At 53.4% G+C, this 15,574-nt stretch carries 10 protein-coding genes; 7 read left to right on the top strand and 3 right to left on the bottom strand.

Features of this window, described 5'->3' with window-relative positions:
- Window positions 1-200: 200 nt before the first annotated feature.
- Window positions 201-1,142, bottom strand: coding sequence for an alpha/beta hydrolase (locus FUA23_RS08955; protein WP_147930397.1), 942 nt, complete (start codon window positions 1,140-1,142; stop codon window positions 201-203).
- A gap of 140 nt (window positions 1,143-1,282) precedes the next feature.
- Between FUA23_RS08955 and FUA23_RS08950 the strand changes: the two genes are divergently transcribed.
- Together FUA23_RS08950 and FUA23_RS08945 are read left to right on the top strand one after the other, a co-directional pair.
- A complete protein-coding gene (locus FUA23_RS08950) occupies window positions 1,283-2,635 on the top strand; it encodes a DUF1800 domain-containing protein (RefSeq protein WP_147930396.1) in 1,353 nt (450 codons plus the stop codon).
- 85 nt (window positions 2,636-2,720) lie between these two features.
- A complete protein-coding gene (locus FUA23_RS08945) occupies window positions 2,721-3,908 on the top strand; it encodes a DUF1501 domain-containing protein (protein WP_147930395.1) in 1,188 nt (395 codons plus the stop codon).
- Between the two features lie 147 nt (window positions 3,909-4,055).
- On the opposite strand, the gene FUA23_RS08940 is transcribed toward FUA23_RS08945, so the two are convergent.
- Window positions 4,056-5,852, bottom strand: coding sequence for an acyl-CoA dehydrogenase (locus FUA23_RS08940; protein ID WP_147930394.1), 1,797 nt, complete (start codon window positions 5,850-5,852; stop codon window positions 4,056-4,058).
- Window positions 5,853-6,093: 241 nt separating this feature from the next.
- Between FUA23_RS08940 and FUA23_RS08935 the strand changes: the two genes are divergently transcribed.
- The 5 genes from FUA23_RS08935 to FUA23_RS08915 all read left to right on the top strand — a co-directional run bounded on the left by FUA23_RS08935 (window position 6,094) and on the right by FUA23_RS08915 (window position 14,005).
- Window positions 6,094-7,329 (top strand): DUF4856 domain-containing protein, encoded by a 1,236-nt coding sequence (locus tag FUA23_RS08935; protein ID WP_147930393.1) that lies wholly within the window; start codon window positions 6,094-6,096, stop codon window positions 7,327-7,329.
- Between the two features lie 218 nt (window positions 7,330-7,547).
- A complete protein-coding gene (locus tag FUA23_RS08930; protein WP_147930392.1) occupies window positions 7,548-8,738 on the top strand; it encodes a DUF4856 domain-containing protein in 1,191 nt (396 codons plus the stop codon).
- Window positions 8,739-8,832: 94 nt separating this feature from the next.
- Complete coding sequence (locus FUA23_RS08925) at window positions 8,833-9,912, top strand: imelysin family protein (RefSeq protein WP_147930391.1); 1,080 nt, start codon at window positions 8,833-8,835, stop codon at window positions 9,910-9,912.
- A 105-nt stretch (window positions 9,913-10,017) separates the two neighbouring features.
- Window positions 10,018-11,361 carry an HTTM domain-containing protein gene (locus FUA23_RS08920; protein WP_246144116.1) on the top strand — a complete coding sequence of 448 codons (1,344 nt, stop codon included), beginning with the start codon at window positions 10,018-10,020 and terminating at the stop codon, window positions 11,359-11,361.
- Between the two features lie 163 nt (window positions 11,362-11,524).
- Window positions 11,525-14,005 carry a TonB-dependent receptor domain-containing protein gene (locus FUA23_RS08915; RefSeq protein WP_147930390.1) on the top strand — a complete coding sequence of 827 codons (2,481 nt, stop codon included), beginning with the start codon at window positions 11,525-11,527 and terminating at the stop codon, window positions 14,003-14,005.
- A 65-nt stretch (window positions 14,006-14,070) separates the two neighbouring features.
- Here the strand turns inward: FUA23_RS08915 and FUA23_RS08910 are convergent, their stop codons facing one another.
- Entirely contained in the window at window positions 14,071-15,573 is a 1,503-nt protein-coding gene (locus FUA23_RS08910; RefSeq protein ID WP_147930389.1) for a phosphotransferase, read from the bottom strand.
- Window position 15,574 lies beyond the last annotated feature (1 nt).

The following is a 15,574-nucleotide window of genomic DNA, read 5'->3' as shown; positions in this document are numbered from 1 at the left end:
ATGTTAAATAACCTCTGATTTACATTGTGTTTACCCTGAAAATCCCCGTTGGCCACCATACGTCGGTCTCTTTCACCATCACGCTTCGCCCCCGGCTCAGCACAGAGAGAGGGCCTCCGACGCCAGAGAAGGAGACTAAAAAACCATCTTTGCATCCTGCGTCCGCGCCCGAAAACCCAACGTTTAACCAGTGCTTAGTGTTACTTCTTGCCGAGCAGGAACTCAAGCGGGATATCCAGACGCTTATTCCAGGCCCTTTCGGAGTGGTCTTCTCCGTCAAACTTCAGGGTCTTCCAGTTCGACGCGTTGTAACCACCTTTTGTCATGATAGAATCGGCCATGATTTGGTAAGGCTCGTACAGCGCATCGAGTGTTTCTGTTCCGTAGTCAAAATAGATTTTATGGTTTCCGGGATCGGGCAAATGCTTTTCCAAATAGTCGGAAAACAGGAGGGGAATGGGGTTGTTGAGAGTATCGAAAATCCCGACCCAATGTGTCGACAGGCAAGCGGCTCCGGAAAAGACGTCGGGATACTCGCAAATTGCATACATTGATATCAATCCTCCCATACTTGAGCCCGCAACGAAGGTATTTTCCATCCCGGGGTGCGTGGAATACGTGCTGTCAATGAAAGGCTTCAATTCCTCCACCAGAAACCTGAGGTAATTGTCAGAATAAACTTCACGCTTAAATAATGACGACGCCCCGTTTTCTCCACCAGAGCTCAAAAGAGAATCCTGATAAGTTTCGGGCAGGTTTTCGAAGGGCTCCTGCGGAAAGTATTCGGAATGCCGAAACTCAGTGTTCCATATTCCGACAACGATGGTCTCCCGGATTTCTCCCGTCTCAATGAGTTTCGCCATCGTTTCGTCGACGCCCCAGTCCTGCTTATTCCAGGTGGTTGTAGAGTCAAACAGCATTTGTCCGTCGTGCATATAGAGTACTGCGTATTGCCTGGTGTCTGAGTATTCTTCAGGCAACCATACGTCTACATTTCGCGCGGGAATAAATTTAGAGTTGAAGTCTTCAACTCTCTCGACCTTACCACTCGCCAGGCTAAGCCCTTCGGGAGCGACGTTGCGCTGTGAGCAACTCAGCATCATGAGGACACAGAGGACACAGAGGACAGAAAATTTTATCATCTTTCAATTATAAGGGTACACACTACTTAAATCACAAAGTAAGTAATCTCCTGATAAAATTGACCAAAACGTTAAATCGGGAACAGGCACTAAACCAAACCCGACTCAGGCAGTCTATTGGTCAGCATAAAGCTTCGTTCATGAATAAGCTCCTTCACTTATACCGACGCGCGGGCTTCGGTCTCAGCCCATCTGAATGGCAGGACAGGCGGAATTGGTCGCTGGATCAGGCTATCGATGATCTCTTCCTCCGCGCGCAGTCCCGGGCTCCATTGCCCGAAGGCGACCATCCGGAATACACCCGGGGAGGGATGATGGCCGCCGCCCGACGAAAGGAACTGCAAAAGATGGAGCGTCAGGCGATGATGAGCATCAACCACAACTGGCTCTCCCGGATGGCAGCCCCCGGGGAAAGCAGTTTGCTGGAGCGGATGTGCTTTTTCTGGCACGGCCATTTTGCCTGCGAAGTGAAAGCGGGCTTACTTGCCATCCGGCAGCTGAACACGTTGAGGGCACACGGACTGGGCAACTTCCGGGACCTCGTACTGGCCGTTGCCCGCGACCCGGCGATGATCCGCTACCTTAACAACCAGCAGAATCGGAAATTCTCGCCCAACGAAAACTTCGCCCGCGAACTGATGGAGCTCTTCACCATCGGGCGCGGCCATTATACCGAAATGGATGTGAAAGAAGCTGCCCGTGCCTTCACGGGCTGGTCTGGCAACCTTGCGGGAGAATACGTTTTCCGCGCGCGCCAACACGATAACGGCACAAAAACCTTCATGGGTAAAACCGGAAACTTCAACGGCGAAGACATCATCGACATCATCCTTGAACAGGAAGAAACTGCTCGTTTTATTTGCCGGAAAGTCTACCGTCATTTCGTGAACGATACGGTGGATGAAAGCCATGTAAATACGCTGGCGGCCGAGTTCCGCAGTTTGGATTACGACATTGCCGCGCTGATGCGGTCTGTTTTCTCGAGTGACTGGTTTTACGCATCTGAAAACACCGGCAACAAGATTAAATCTCCCGTAGAATTGCTCGCGGGAACGATGCGGCAGCTCGAAGTCAGCAACATCGCTACCCAGGGTCTCATCGGATTGCAATTTGCTCTCGGGCAGGTTTTATTTCGCCCGCCCAACGTCGCCGGGTGGCCCGGCGGCCGCACCTGGATCGACAACTCCACGCTGTTACTGCGCCTGAACCTTGCCGCTGCGCTTTTTCAGGCGGCCGATTTCAACTTCGAGCTGGCTCCGGAACTGGAGCAGGAAAATAAAAGGCAGCTAAAACGACTGAACGCAGAGATCAATACGACTCCTTTAGCGGCGCTGGCGCAGGATGCAGGGCAGGTTGATGGAAAGCAAGGTGTTGCTTCTCTGGTTACGCTTCTGCTGGCTACTCCCCCACCCGACTTCAAAACCGGTCCCAAACCCAGTGCGGCACTGGTTGCCCTCCGGCTGATGTCGCTGCCCGAATACCAACTCTGTTGATCCGGATTATTCCGGGCGCAAACCAGATTGTCGTCCATTATTTCTCACCGGTCGTCCTTCAACCATCCAGATAAAAACCACGAGCATGAACCGCAGATCCTTCCTTCAGGCTTCCACGTTGGCCTCTACCGCAATGATGACTCCTGCCTTCCTGCGGAGCATGGCCTCAGCTTATACTACGGCTTCCCGATCCGGGAAAATCCTCATCGTTCTACAGTTGTCGGGCGGCAACGACGGATTGAATACGGTTGTTCCGTACGCCGACGATATTTACTACCAGAAGCGTCCGTCGCTGGCGATCAAGGCAAATGAGGTCATACGACTCAACGAAAAACAAGCTTTGCACCCTGCGCTCGCGCCGCTGCAAAACCTTTACGATCAGGGAGAGCTATGCATCGTCAATAGCGTCGGCTACCCGAATCCCGACCGGTCTCATTTCAGGTCGATGGACATCTGGCAAACGGGCAGCCCCGCCTCCGAGAACTGGTCGAGTGGCTGGATCGGTCGCTACCTTGACAGTGCCTGTGTCGGAAAGCCACCTTACCATGCCCTGGAAGTGAACGACGGGCTGAGCCTGGCGATGAAGGGAAAGATCAGCAACGGATTTGCCATGAGCGACGCCAAACGCTTGCGGCAGGCCGTCGACAATACCCGCCTGAAAAATCTGCAGGCTACCGGGGTTTCTCAAAGCGGAAACCTTGGCTATCTCTACAAAACCCTCACCGAAACTACCGATGCCGCAGCGTACCTCTACGAGCAATCGAGGGTACATAAAGCCACTGCCGATTACCCTAACGTAGCTTTTGGCAAAGACTTGAAGCAGATCGCCGAACTCATTACAGCCGACACGGCCACCCAGATTTACTACGCCAGCCTTAGTGGTTTCGATACCCACGCTGGTCAGAAAGGGCGCCAGCAAAGGCTTCTCGGTCAGTACGCACAAGGTGTTGCGGCGCTGGTCTCCGACCTGAAGGCCAACAACCTCTTCGACGATGTGCTCATCATGACCTTTTCGGAGTTCGGTCGCCGGTTGGCTCAAAACGGAAGCGGCGGAACCGATCACGGCACTGCCAACAACCTGTTCCTGATGGGAGGAAAACTTAAAAAAGCCGGGTTCTACAACGATGCCCCCAACCTTTCACGACTGCAGGACGCTGACCTTATTCACCAGGTAGACTTCCGGCAATGTTACGCCAGCATTATCGACGACTGGCTCGAAGGAGACAGCCAGGCGGTGCTGGGGCAGCAATTTGCAGGCATGGGAATATTCTGATCGGAAGCTGAGAAAACCCCTTTTCAGAATTTATCCCGGAAGCGTTGCTACAAAGAGCCTTCCTTTAGGATGCGGTCGGGGTAAAAAAAGTAGTGCCGTCCACAACGGACAGCACTACCCAAAAATTCATTTCCTTGTTTGAATTATTTACACCAATAAATCCGCCCCAGTCTCCAAAGTAATACGCTCCGTAGCCAGCAGCGTGCGCTTGTGCGCTGATACCTTGGGGAAGATGTAGTTGAAATAGAACCGTGCGGTAGCCACCTTGGACTTATAGAAGTTTGTATCATCCTGACCTTCTGCGGCGGGCAGAGTTTTGGCGGCTACGAGCGCCTCTTTGAGCCACAGCCATCCGATCACGTGGAGGCTGAAGTAGTCGAGGAAGATGGTTGCGTCGGCAAGGAAAACCTTAGGGTCTTCGGTTCTGGCGATCCCCATGAGGTGGTCCATTACTTGTTTTACGCCGCCGAGACTTTTGGCAAGGGTTTCGGCCAGCGGCCTGGTCGTTTCGTTAGCCATCGCCAGTTTGATCGTGCCCTGCACCTCCTGCATGAGGTATTCTACCGGTTTGCCGCCCTTCATCATCATTTTGCGGCCAAGCAGGTCGAGGCCATGGATGGTGGTTGTGCCCTCGTAAATAGAGTTAACGCGGATGTCGCGGAAGATTTGCTCCAGCGGGAAATCATCGCAGTAGCCGGCTCCGCCCAGTACCTGCATTCCGGTGCTGACCGATTCGTTGCCGTATTCGCTGGGGAAAGACTTTGCAATAGGCGTCAGCAGCTCGGTAAGCAGGTGAGCCCGTTCTTTTTCGGCCGGGTCTTCACTCACTTTACTGAGGTCTTCGTACAGAGACGACTGCAGCAGCAGGTGAACGCTTCCTTCCACGACGGCTTTCTGGAAAAGGAGCATCCGCCGCACGTCGGCGTGCTCAGCGATGAGGACCTGCGGTGCGTTGACGTCCTTATTTCCGGGGTGCCGCCCCTGCGGACGCTCCTTAGCGTAGTGCAGGCTGGCGTAGTACGCCGCCGACGCGGAGCCCGCGGCCATGATGCCCGTACCGATTCGGGCTTCGTTCATCATCTGGAACATGCAGTTCAGTCCGCGGAATTCTTCGCCGACCAGAAAGCCTTTCGTTGGTCCCTGCTCGCCGTACATGAGGTGAGCGGCCACGTAGCCTTTCTGGCCCATTTTGCCATAGATTCCGGCGGTGGTAACGTTGTTGTCCTTCAGGCCGTCGTCGGTCGGCAGGAATTTAGGGACTACAAAAAGGCTGACGCCCTTCATTCCTTTGGGGCCGCCTTTCTGGCGGGCAAGGAGAAGGTGAACAACGTTCTCGGTCGCGTTGTGGTCGCCACCCGAAATGTAGATCTTTTGTCCTTTGATGTTGTAGCTTCCATCTTCGTTCTCTTCGTAGTAGGTGGTGATGTCTGAGAGTGAAGAACCAGCCTGAGGCTCCGTAAGGGCCATAGTTCCCTGCCATTCGCCGGCGGCCATTTTGGCGAGGTACCTCTCCTTGAGCTCATCAGAGCCGAAGGTTCTGATGAGGTTGGCGGCTCCCGTAGTCAGGAAACTGTAGGCAGCCATGTTTCCGTTGGCTGCCTGGAAGATGAGTCCGGCGGCGTTACCGATCACGGATGGCATTTGCTGTCCGCCCTCGTCGTAGTTCCACAGGGCGCTGATCCATCCTCCCGCACCAAGCGTACGCATGCTCTCCCCTACTTCGGGAAGTACGTGTACCTCGCCGTCCTTATAGTAAGCCTTGTTTTTATCCATTTCCCGGTAAAAAGGGAAAAGATGCTGATCGGCCAACTGCTTGGCCGCATCCAGTGTCATTTCTGTGGCGTCGTGATCAAAAGCTTCATGAGCTTCGAAGCTGCGGATTTTAGAAAGATCGAGTACTTCGTTCAGGACAAAACGAAGGTTACGTGTGGAAATATATTGCATGATGATGATCGGTTATAGGGCGAATATAGAACATTTAGCGAAAATTCGCTACCCGGGAATGAAATACCTTCAATTAAGCCCCCTTTGCACCTGCGGTCGCGCAAACAGCTTGTCTGGATGTAATCCAAATAACGACACCCCCACTTGCGCACTAAGGCTCCGCAAGGCTACCTTTGCATTATTAAGACTTAGTTCAGATAAAAACAACCACTCCCCAAAACGAGACCACTAAATTTTTCAGATGAAGACTTCCCTCTACCTCTTTGCCGGACTGTTCCTGCTTTTTACCGTTGCCGCTTGTGACGACGATGACGACAATACCCCGGCGATCGATGTACCTGAGACGTATGAATTCTCCCGCGACGGTCAATCTACGGTTTCATTTTCTGGCCAGTCTCTTCGCATCGCAATGGCGGAAGAACTCACCGCTGCGATGCTGGACTTCGATAAAACGACCGAAGACCTCAATAATATGTTCACCAACGCTGAAGGCACCAATCCCTTCTCTGATGCGGAACTGAATGCCTCTACGAAATCCCTTCGCTCAAAAGTTGCGGCAAGCCGTGACCTCTACTCCGACAATTCCGTTGAAGCCGCTGAGGTAAAAGCTGAATTCGATCGTTGGATCTTCAATCAGGTAAATGAGGTATTCCCCAACCGCAACCAACTGGCCTCTGCTGGCCAGGCGGGTCAGATGGCCGATGGCAGTAGTGTTCGTTATGTTAGTTCCTGGGGGCTCGAGTACAACCAGGCGTTTGCGAAAGCCCTGATCGGAGCGATGATGTACGATCAGATTGCCAACCACTACCTCAGTTCCGACGTACTTTTCGAAGGGACCAACCAAGCCGATAACGATGCCGAAATCACCGTAGACGGAGAATCCTACACGACTATGGAACACTACTGGGACGAAGCTTTCGGCTACCTCTTCGGCGCTTCGGCTACCCCTGCGGAGCCTCTCACCGACGTAGGCGAAGCCGACAGTTTCCTCAACGAATACCTCGGCAGAGTAGCCGAGCAAGGCAGTTTCACCGCCATTACAACCATCACAGAACGCTCCTTCCGAACGGGTCGGGCGGCCATCGTAGCCGGCCGTTATGACGACATCGTACCACAACACGCCGTGATGATCCGGGCTGAACTCAACAAAGTTCTCGCGGCGCGGGCCAATTACTACCTCTGCTCTGCCATCGCTGATCTGGAAGCCATGCCAGCTAACCAGGGTGGTGCTTTCCATGCCCTTAGTGAGGCCTACGGCTTTATCTACGCGCTCCGCTTTATCGCTCAGAATTCCGGCAACTTCGTTCCGGCCGACATGGAGGTTATATCTGACTTCCTGCTCGAAGAACTGCGCAACGAAGATGGTTTCGGTTTCTGGGGGCTTAGTGCCGACGACATCCGGGTTATTAATAACGACCTTAAAGAAAGTGCTGTTATCGCCGGGATTTATCCTTCCAGCGCCTATTTCTGTGACTAAATCATTGAAATAAATTCAGGGAAGTTAGCGCGTGTCTGAAGATTTAGAAGACCTCGTAATCCGATACTTGCGTGTCACCGGCCAAAAGTCCTCAATCTCTTATTAAGACAATATCAAAATAAGGTTCCAAAAGCTTGCGCACCTCAATATCCTGACGTTACCTTTGCGCTATTAAGATTTAGTACAGATAAAAACAACCCCATCTTAAGGCTTCCGCTATGAAAACTTCACTTTACCTTTTTGCAGGTCTTTTTTTGCTTTTCTTCGCTACTTCCTGTGAGGACGATGATGACATTACCCCCAGCCTGGATGTACCGACCACGTACGCTTTCTCGCGTGATGGAGCGTCTACTGTATCCTTCTCCGGCCAGAGTGAACGTATTGCTATGGCGGAAGAACTCGTGAGTTCGTTTACAGACTTCAGCCAGACCACCGAGAGCCTCAACAATATGTTTACCAACGCTGAGGGGACTAACCCTTTCACTGATGCTGAACTGAATGCCTCTACAAAATCTATCCGTTCGAAAGTTGCTGCCAGCTCAGAGCTTTTTGCTGCCAACAGCGTGCTTTCAGCTGAGATCAAAGAAGACTTTGACGGCTGGATCAGCGCACAGGTAAACGAAGTATTCCCCGCTCAGAGCGAGGTGGCAGAAGCAGGAACCCCTGGTCAGATCGCTGATGGCAGTAGCGTACGTTACGTCAACGCATGGGGCCTCGAGTACAACCAGGCATTCGCGAAAAGCCTGATTGGCGGCCTTATGTACGATCAGATTGCCAACCACTACCTCAGCCCGCTACAACTCGATTCAGGCACCCGCCGCACCGACAACACTGCCGGAATCGTTGAAACCGACGAGTCTTACACCGCCATGGAGCACCGTTGGGATGAAGCTTACGGCTACCTCTTCGGTGCTTCTGAAGACGAAACGGGGCCGCTTACAGACCTCGGTTCCGCAGACAACTTCCTCAATAAGTACCTCGGGCGGGTAAACGATGATGAAGACTTCAGCGATACCGCTGCAAACATCGAGGCTGCTTTCCGTCGTGGCCGTGCGGCCATCGTTGCTGCCGACTATACTGAGCGTGACGCTCAGGCAAGTATCATCAAAGATGAGCTCTCTAAAGTGATTCGCGTACGTGCCGCTTACTACCTCATGCAGGGTAAAGCAGCGCTCGAAGACAGTAATATGGGTGGCGCATTCCACGACCTCAGCGAGGGGTACGGATTTGTCTACTCGCTTCGCTTCATTGACGGAACTGCCGGCGAAGATATTGCCGAAAGTTACCTAACAACACTGCGCAACGCTGATGGTAACGGCTTTTGGGACATCGACCCCGCAGCACTTGAAACCATCGCGTCTGAAATCGCTTCTAGCGGAGGATTCTCCCTCGAAGCAGCGGCCAACTAGGCCCTAACCATTCAACAATTGAAGGGGAAGCTTTCATCTTAAGCATGAACGCTTCCCCTTCAGGTGTTTAACATTCTTTCTTAAACCAAGCATCATGCAACGTTTACTTCTTTTGCCGATAGCAATTCTGTTCCTGACGATCGCAGCCTGCGACTCGAATAACGGAGGAACCGATGACGACGGGCCAATGCTTCCGTCTTTCGATCGCCAGGCGATGCTCACCGGGTGGGCCAACGATGTGATCGTTCCTGCCTATGACGAAGCAGGGGCAACCACAGAGCAGCTCACCACCTCAGCTTTCGACTTCGCCGCCGCCCCAACGGCCGAGGCATTCGACGCACTGCGTGCCGACTACCAGGCAGCTTACCTCGCGTGGCAGTCCGTGAGTCCGTTACTTATGGGCCGGGCTGAAGAGATCAACCTGCGCTTCCGGGCCAATACTTACCCCACCGATACTGAACTCATTGAGCAGAACATCGCAGCGGACGACTACAACCTCGACCTGCCCAGCCAAACCGTAGCGCAGGGCTTTCCGGCGCTGGATTACTTGCTGTACGCCAACTCCGGACTTCTGCTGGAAACAGGCCCCGCAGCAAGCGCGCGCCGCGAATACGTTGCCGCTCTCACCAGCACACTACGTGACCTCATCGCTAACGCAGCGAGCGAGTGGACCGATGCTTACGTGGCCTCTTATGGCCAGAACGATGGCAACTCCGCTACCGCCAGCGTAGACCGTACGGTGAACGACTATATTTTCCATTACGAGAAATTTCTCCGTGCGGGGAAAGTCGGCATTCCCGCTGGTGTATTCAGTGATATGCCACTGGCCGACCGGGCAGAAGCGCTTTACTCCGGCAACTCGAAAACTCTGTTCCTTGCCTCCCTTTCGGCTTCGGAAACCTTCTTCAATGATAACGGCCTGGCTGATTACCTCGACGCACTGAACGTAACGAGGGACGGTGAACTGCTGAGTGCAAAAATAGCTGATCAGTTTCTGGCTATCCGGTCCGCCTCCGCATCGGTTAGTGAAAGCTTCTCGGACCAGGTTGAATCCGACAACGTTGCTATGCTAACGCTCTACGATGAAATGCAACGCCTCGTCGTTCTGCTGAAGGTAGATATGCTGCAGGCACTAAGTATCAACGTAGATTACGTGGATGCCGATGGTGACTGATTTCCAAACGGCAAAGAGTCGGAGATAGAGGACTGGGGCTGCGCAATTCAAGATCCAATCTTAGTGCGCAGGGATCATGTTTAAAAAACCAATTACGGCAGGCCAGTGGCTTCAAATTACGCTTCGTCGACTTCGGCAGCACCGCTTGCCGTATTCCGAATAGGCTTTGGGTTCATGATGGCCCTTAGCCTTATTCGCTTTTGGTGGAATGGATGGATCGAGAAGCTCTACCTCGAACCTGATTATTTCTTTAGCTACCGCTACTTCGAATGGGTCAAGCCCCCTGGCAACTGGACATATCTGCTCTTTGTCATAGCTTTTGTTTCGGCAATAATGGTAATGATCGGGTGGAAATACCGCATCGCTATCGTACTCTTTTTCCTCAGCTTCACGTACATAGAGCTGATGGATAAAACCACCTATTTAAACCATTACTACTTCATTACGCTGCTCAGTTTTGTCCTGATTTGGCTCCCGGCTGCGAATTGTTACTCGGCAGATAAAGGAGTGAATAAGGCCGCAACTGTCCCCTCCTGGACGATAGACTGCCTCAAAGTCTTTGTCGGGGTCGTGTACTTCTACGCCGGGCTTGCCAAGCTGAATTCAGACTGGCTGATCGACGCCCAGCCGTTGTCGATCTGGTTGCCGGCCAAGTACGACATTCCGCTGCTGGGCGATCTGATGCAACAGGTTTGGGTCCACTATGCATTTTCGTGGGCTGGCGCAGCGTACGATCTCTTCATTGTCTTTTTCCTCCTTTGGCGCCCTACCCGTCCGCTTGCATTTGTCGCCGTAATCATTTTTCACGTGCTTACCCGTGTGCTCTTTCCCATCGGAATGTTCCCGTACATCATGATCGTCAGCGCACTGATATTCTTCCCCGCCAAGGTCCACCTCCGAATTCTAGAATGGCTGACGGCCATGTGGCCGGAGAGTAAAGCCCACAGCAAGGTTTCGGAGGCGCGGCCGCTGGATGCAAAGTGGGTTGATTGGAGCAAGGTAATTGTCGGGGTGGTGTTGGTGCTCCATCTTCTGCTTCCGTGGCGTTATCTCCTTCATCCCGGAGAACTCTTTTGGACCGAAGAAGGTTACCGCTTCAGCTGGCGGGTAATGCTGATGGAAAAAGCGGGCTACCTTACTTATAAAGTAGTAGACCCAGCTACGGGCAAACGTAAAATTGTTAACCCCGCCGACTACCTGACCACCTTCCAGAACAAGCAACTTGCGACACAACCGGACTTTATCCTTGAATTCGCTCATCATTTAGCTTCGCTGCATCAGGAAAAAGACGGACCTTTGCCTGCCGTTTACGCAGAGAGCTACGTAGCCCTGAACGGACGCGGCAGCCAGGTTTATGTGAACCCCGATATCAACCTGTCGGCAATAACCGAGGATACGCCCCGTACACAATGGCTGATGCCTTTTGAAGATACTATTTATGGATTGTAGACACAACGTCCCCGGCCCCCCTGCCCCTTTTCCTGTGGAAAAGAATAACACGATTGGTTTCTCCGGAGGCCGCTCCCTCTCAGGGTATAGTGTGGCAGGGATCAGCGGATCGTTGGTCTTGTACAAAAAGCCCGGGACAGCGCCATTACCCAAAATAAAAACTATGCTGTCGCCGCAACGATTTCCGGTGCTCCTAACCCTGCTCCTGACCTTTCTTTGCACCTGCGTCTGCGCCCAGAATACGCTTACGCTCACCATTCAGAATCAGGAAGACAATCAGCCTCTGCCGGCAGTCGAAATTTTTGCCGAAGAAACCGGGCAAGTGTACACGACCGACCGTAAAGGCATTGCAACGATCAGTAGCCAGTCTCCCGTACTCACCCTCACCATCCTCGGTACAGGTTTCAGTAGTCGTCAGGAAAGCATTGACTTTAGTCAGCCGGTTCAAGCGGTTACCATCCGGCTAGTACCGCTTCAACTCGACCTCGATGCCGTAACGGTACTTGCTGAAGGAAAGAAAAAAGCTTCCCTTTCGCGGCTCCGTGCGGTGGAGGGGACGGCCATCTACGCCGGGAAGAAAACGGAGGTTGTTCGCCTGGATGCACTCACGGTCAACCTGGCGAGTAACCAGGCGCGCCAGATTTACGCCGAGGTATCCGGGCTCAACATTTATGAATCAGACGATGCCGGCCTGCAGCTCAGCATCGGAGGCCGGGGCCTCGACCCCAACCGGTCGGCCAGCTTTAATACCCGTCAGAACGGCTACGACATTAGTGCCGATGTACTCGGCTACCCCGAAAGCTACTATACCCCGCCTGCCGAAGCATTAAGCGAGGTTCAGGTAATCCGGGGAGCGGCCAGTTTGCAGTATGGCACGCAGTTTGGCGGGCTGGTCAACTTCGTGTTTCGCAAGCCGAATCCCCGCAAAAAGATCGAACTCATCAGCCGACAAACAATTGGCTCCAACGGGCTTTTTACCAGCTTCAACTCCCTTAGTGGCACGGTCGGAAAACTCGGTTACTACGGATACTTCAACTACAAGCGGGGAGATGGCTTCCGGCCCAATTCAGGTTTCGACAGCCGCAACGCCTATCTGCATCTCGACTACGAGCTTGCCGAGAACAGCAAAATAAGTTTTGAGTACACCTACCTCGATTACCTCGCTCAGCAAGCCGGGGGGCTCACCGACGCCCAATTCTACGCAGATCCGTTGCAAAGCAACCGCACCCGCAACTGGTTTGAGGTAGACTGGGAACTCTACAACCTACGCTGGGACCACAAACTGAACGACCGGACAAATCTTTCGATCAGCGCTTTCGCGCTCGATGCGGCCCGCAGAGCTGTAGGCTTTCGGACGAACCGTGTTTCTCAGATAGACGACCTCTCCGCACCCCGCGACCTCATCGTTGGTGAGTTCAACAACTGGGGGGCAGAAGCGAGAATTCTTCACCGCTACAAACTGGGCAAGCGGTCCGCAGTATTCCTCCTGGGAGCCAAGTATTACCAGGCCGACAACAGTGCTTTACAGGGACCGGGTACCAACGGATCTGATGCTGACTTCATGCTGGCGACAAATGAATTTCCGGAATATCCCAATCAATCTGCCTTCACTTTCCCGAACCGTAATGTTGCGCTCTTCGGAGAGCATATTTTATACCTGACCGACAAACTAAGCATTACGCCCGGTGCCCGGTACGAATACATCAACACTCAATCAGAGGGCTCATTCCGCCGTATTGACTTTGATCTGGCGGGCAACCCAATCCGGGACACTGAGTTTACCGACGACCGCGACTTTGCCCGCAATAAAGTCCTTCTGGGCCTGGGTCTTAGTTACCTCCCTTCGGAACGGTTGGAGTTTTTCGCCAATGTGAGTCAGAATTACCGCTCGGTTACCTTCAACGACATTCGTACCGTAAACCCCAGTTTTCAGGTAGACCCGAACATCCGGGACGAGAGTGGCTTCACAGCAGATGCCGGAATCAGAGGCAGCATTTCCCGCTTTTCGTACACGGCTAACGTCTTTGGCCTGCGCTACAACGGTCGCCTCGGCGAAGTGCTCACCCCTGAAGTCCAGATCGATGCAACCGGTACAGAGCAACCTACCGGACGCATCATTCGTCTGCGGAGTAATATCGGAGACGCTTTCATCTATGGTCTCGAAACACTGATTGATTACAACCTGCTCAACACCAAAAATGAGGACGGCACCCCTTACACCCTAACGTTCTTCGCTAACACCAGCCTGACCCGCTCCGAGTACCTCTCCTCCGATATTGCCGGTGTAGCGGGCAATGAGGTTGAGTTTATACCGGTACTTAACCTTAAGACCGGGCTTCGCTTCGGCTACGGCAACCTACTGGGCTCGTTACAGTACGCTTATTTATCGGAGCAGTATACCGATGCTTCCAATGCACCACAGGATCAGGACGACAATCAATCGGGCATTGTTGGAGAGATTCCAGCCTATGGTGTGATGGACCTCTCTTTGAGCTACCGGTGGCGTAAGTTCAGTTTCGAAGGCGGCGTAAGTAATCTGCTGGACGAGGCTTACTTCACCCGGCGCGCGACCGGTTATCCGGGCCCCGGGATCATTCCCAGTGCGCCAAGAACCTTCTACGTTACGGTTGGGGTGATGTTGTAAAGTTCTTTACCATAACCAACGGTTTCGTGCCGTACCCGACATCCATCGAACCGGCGAGTGGTGACTTACCCGGCAACGCCGAGAACTCCTCCCAAAGGAACGCCAAGCCACGCTGGCCGCGAATTAAGCTCATATGCTACTTCATAGATGGCCTTTTCGAGCACGAAAAGGTCGAGCAGCGTTTTCCGGTCTGCTTCCGCAGCGGGGAGGAAAGTAGCTTCACCACAAGCGTCGAAATAGGCAGCGAGGTAGGCTGCTGAAACCGTTTCGTACCATTCATTTGCCCGGGCAGTAAGCACAGCCTGATCACGACCTGCGTAGGTTTCCGGATTCAGGAGAAGTTGAGCGTTGGCTGCATAGTGAAAAGAGCGGACCATTCCGGCAACATCTTTCAGTGCGGGCCGCCTGCGGCGGCGCTCTGGGATACTAAGCAGCGGCTCGCCTTCAAAATCGATGATAACAAAATCATCATCGGTAACCAGTACCTGCCCGAGGTGATAATCTGCGTGGATGCGAATGAGGTCGAGTTCCATTTCCTGTCCGGAGAGACTGGCGAGGCGCTCATTGAGCGCCGGTTCCAGGTCGAGGACACGTTGGGCGGCAGCCTTCATTTCAGGTTCCAGGCCAGAAGCTTTAGTGCGTAGTTCGGCGACCTGGCGGCTGAGGAGTTTTTGGGCGGCAAAGGTGATTTCGGACCTGTATTCGGCCGTGAGGGGTGCCGGCTTCAGCATATCTCCGGTTCCTTTAGTCAGAGCGTGGTGCATCTCGGCGGTACGCTGACCGAGGAGTCGGGCCCGGCGGATGGTCTCTTCGTCCACTTCGCCATCGCCAGCGAAGTAGCGCGCTGTGAGTTCCTGAAAGTATTCCCAGGCATCCCCCCGGTTGTCGACCTTCCCACTCAGCATCCCGAGGTTAAGGTAGTTGGGATCGGTCATTTTACCTACACCGAGGCTGCCTCCGTAGGGAGGACAGTTAGCAAAATCCGTTTTTTCGGACAGGTAACGGACGAGCTCGAGGTCGGGATTAAGGCCCGGGTCCAGTTTGCGGAAGAGTTTGAAGAAATACTTATCACCGTAGATGATAGCCGTATTGCTCGTATCGATGCTCGGCACGACACTGTCCATGGTTTCCGGCGCCCGTCGTAGTAGCTTACCGCATTCGCAGGTGATACCGTCGCTGGTGTCAACCCCGTTGCGAATCATCTCGTAGAGGGCCCGCCGGAAGGCGGGCAACGGTACAGCATCCACGATAATCGGCCCGCCGGGAACCCGGAGGAGGATCATTTTGGGCGTACACTTCAGGTACTTTTTCTGGTCCTCCACCCGATCTAGCTGAGCGAGTGGCATCTGGTAGAACTCCTTGCTCTTGTCAGCGAAATCGACCCGGATCACCACCAGCGCGGTGTCCTCCGAAACCGTATGCGAATCTTCGATGGAACACTTAACGATTTCTTTTCCCTTACTTGTAAACCAGCGCTGCCCGGCCAGGTATTCTGGTAACCTGTTAAGCATGGCGTGGGTAAAACGAGGGTCCTTGAAACGTTCGTCTAAGATTTGGGGGGCTTGCATA

The sequence above is a fragment of the Neolewinella aurantiaca genome, assembly GCF_008014675.1.
Lineage (GTDB): Bacteria > Bacteroidota > Bacteroidia > Chitinophagales > Saprospiraceae > Neolewinella > Neolewinella aurantiaca.
Note: the sequence above shows the minus strand (reverse complement) of the source record. Positions and strands in the feature narration are given on the sequence as shown.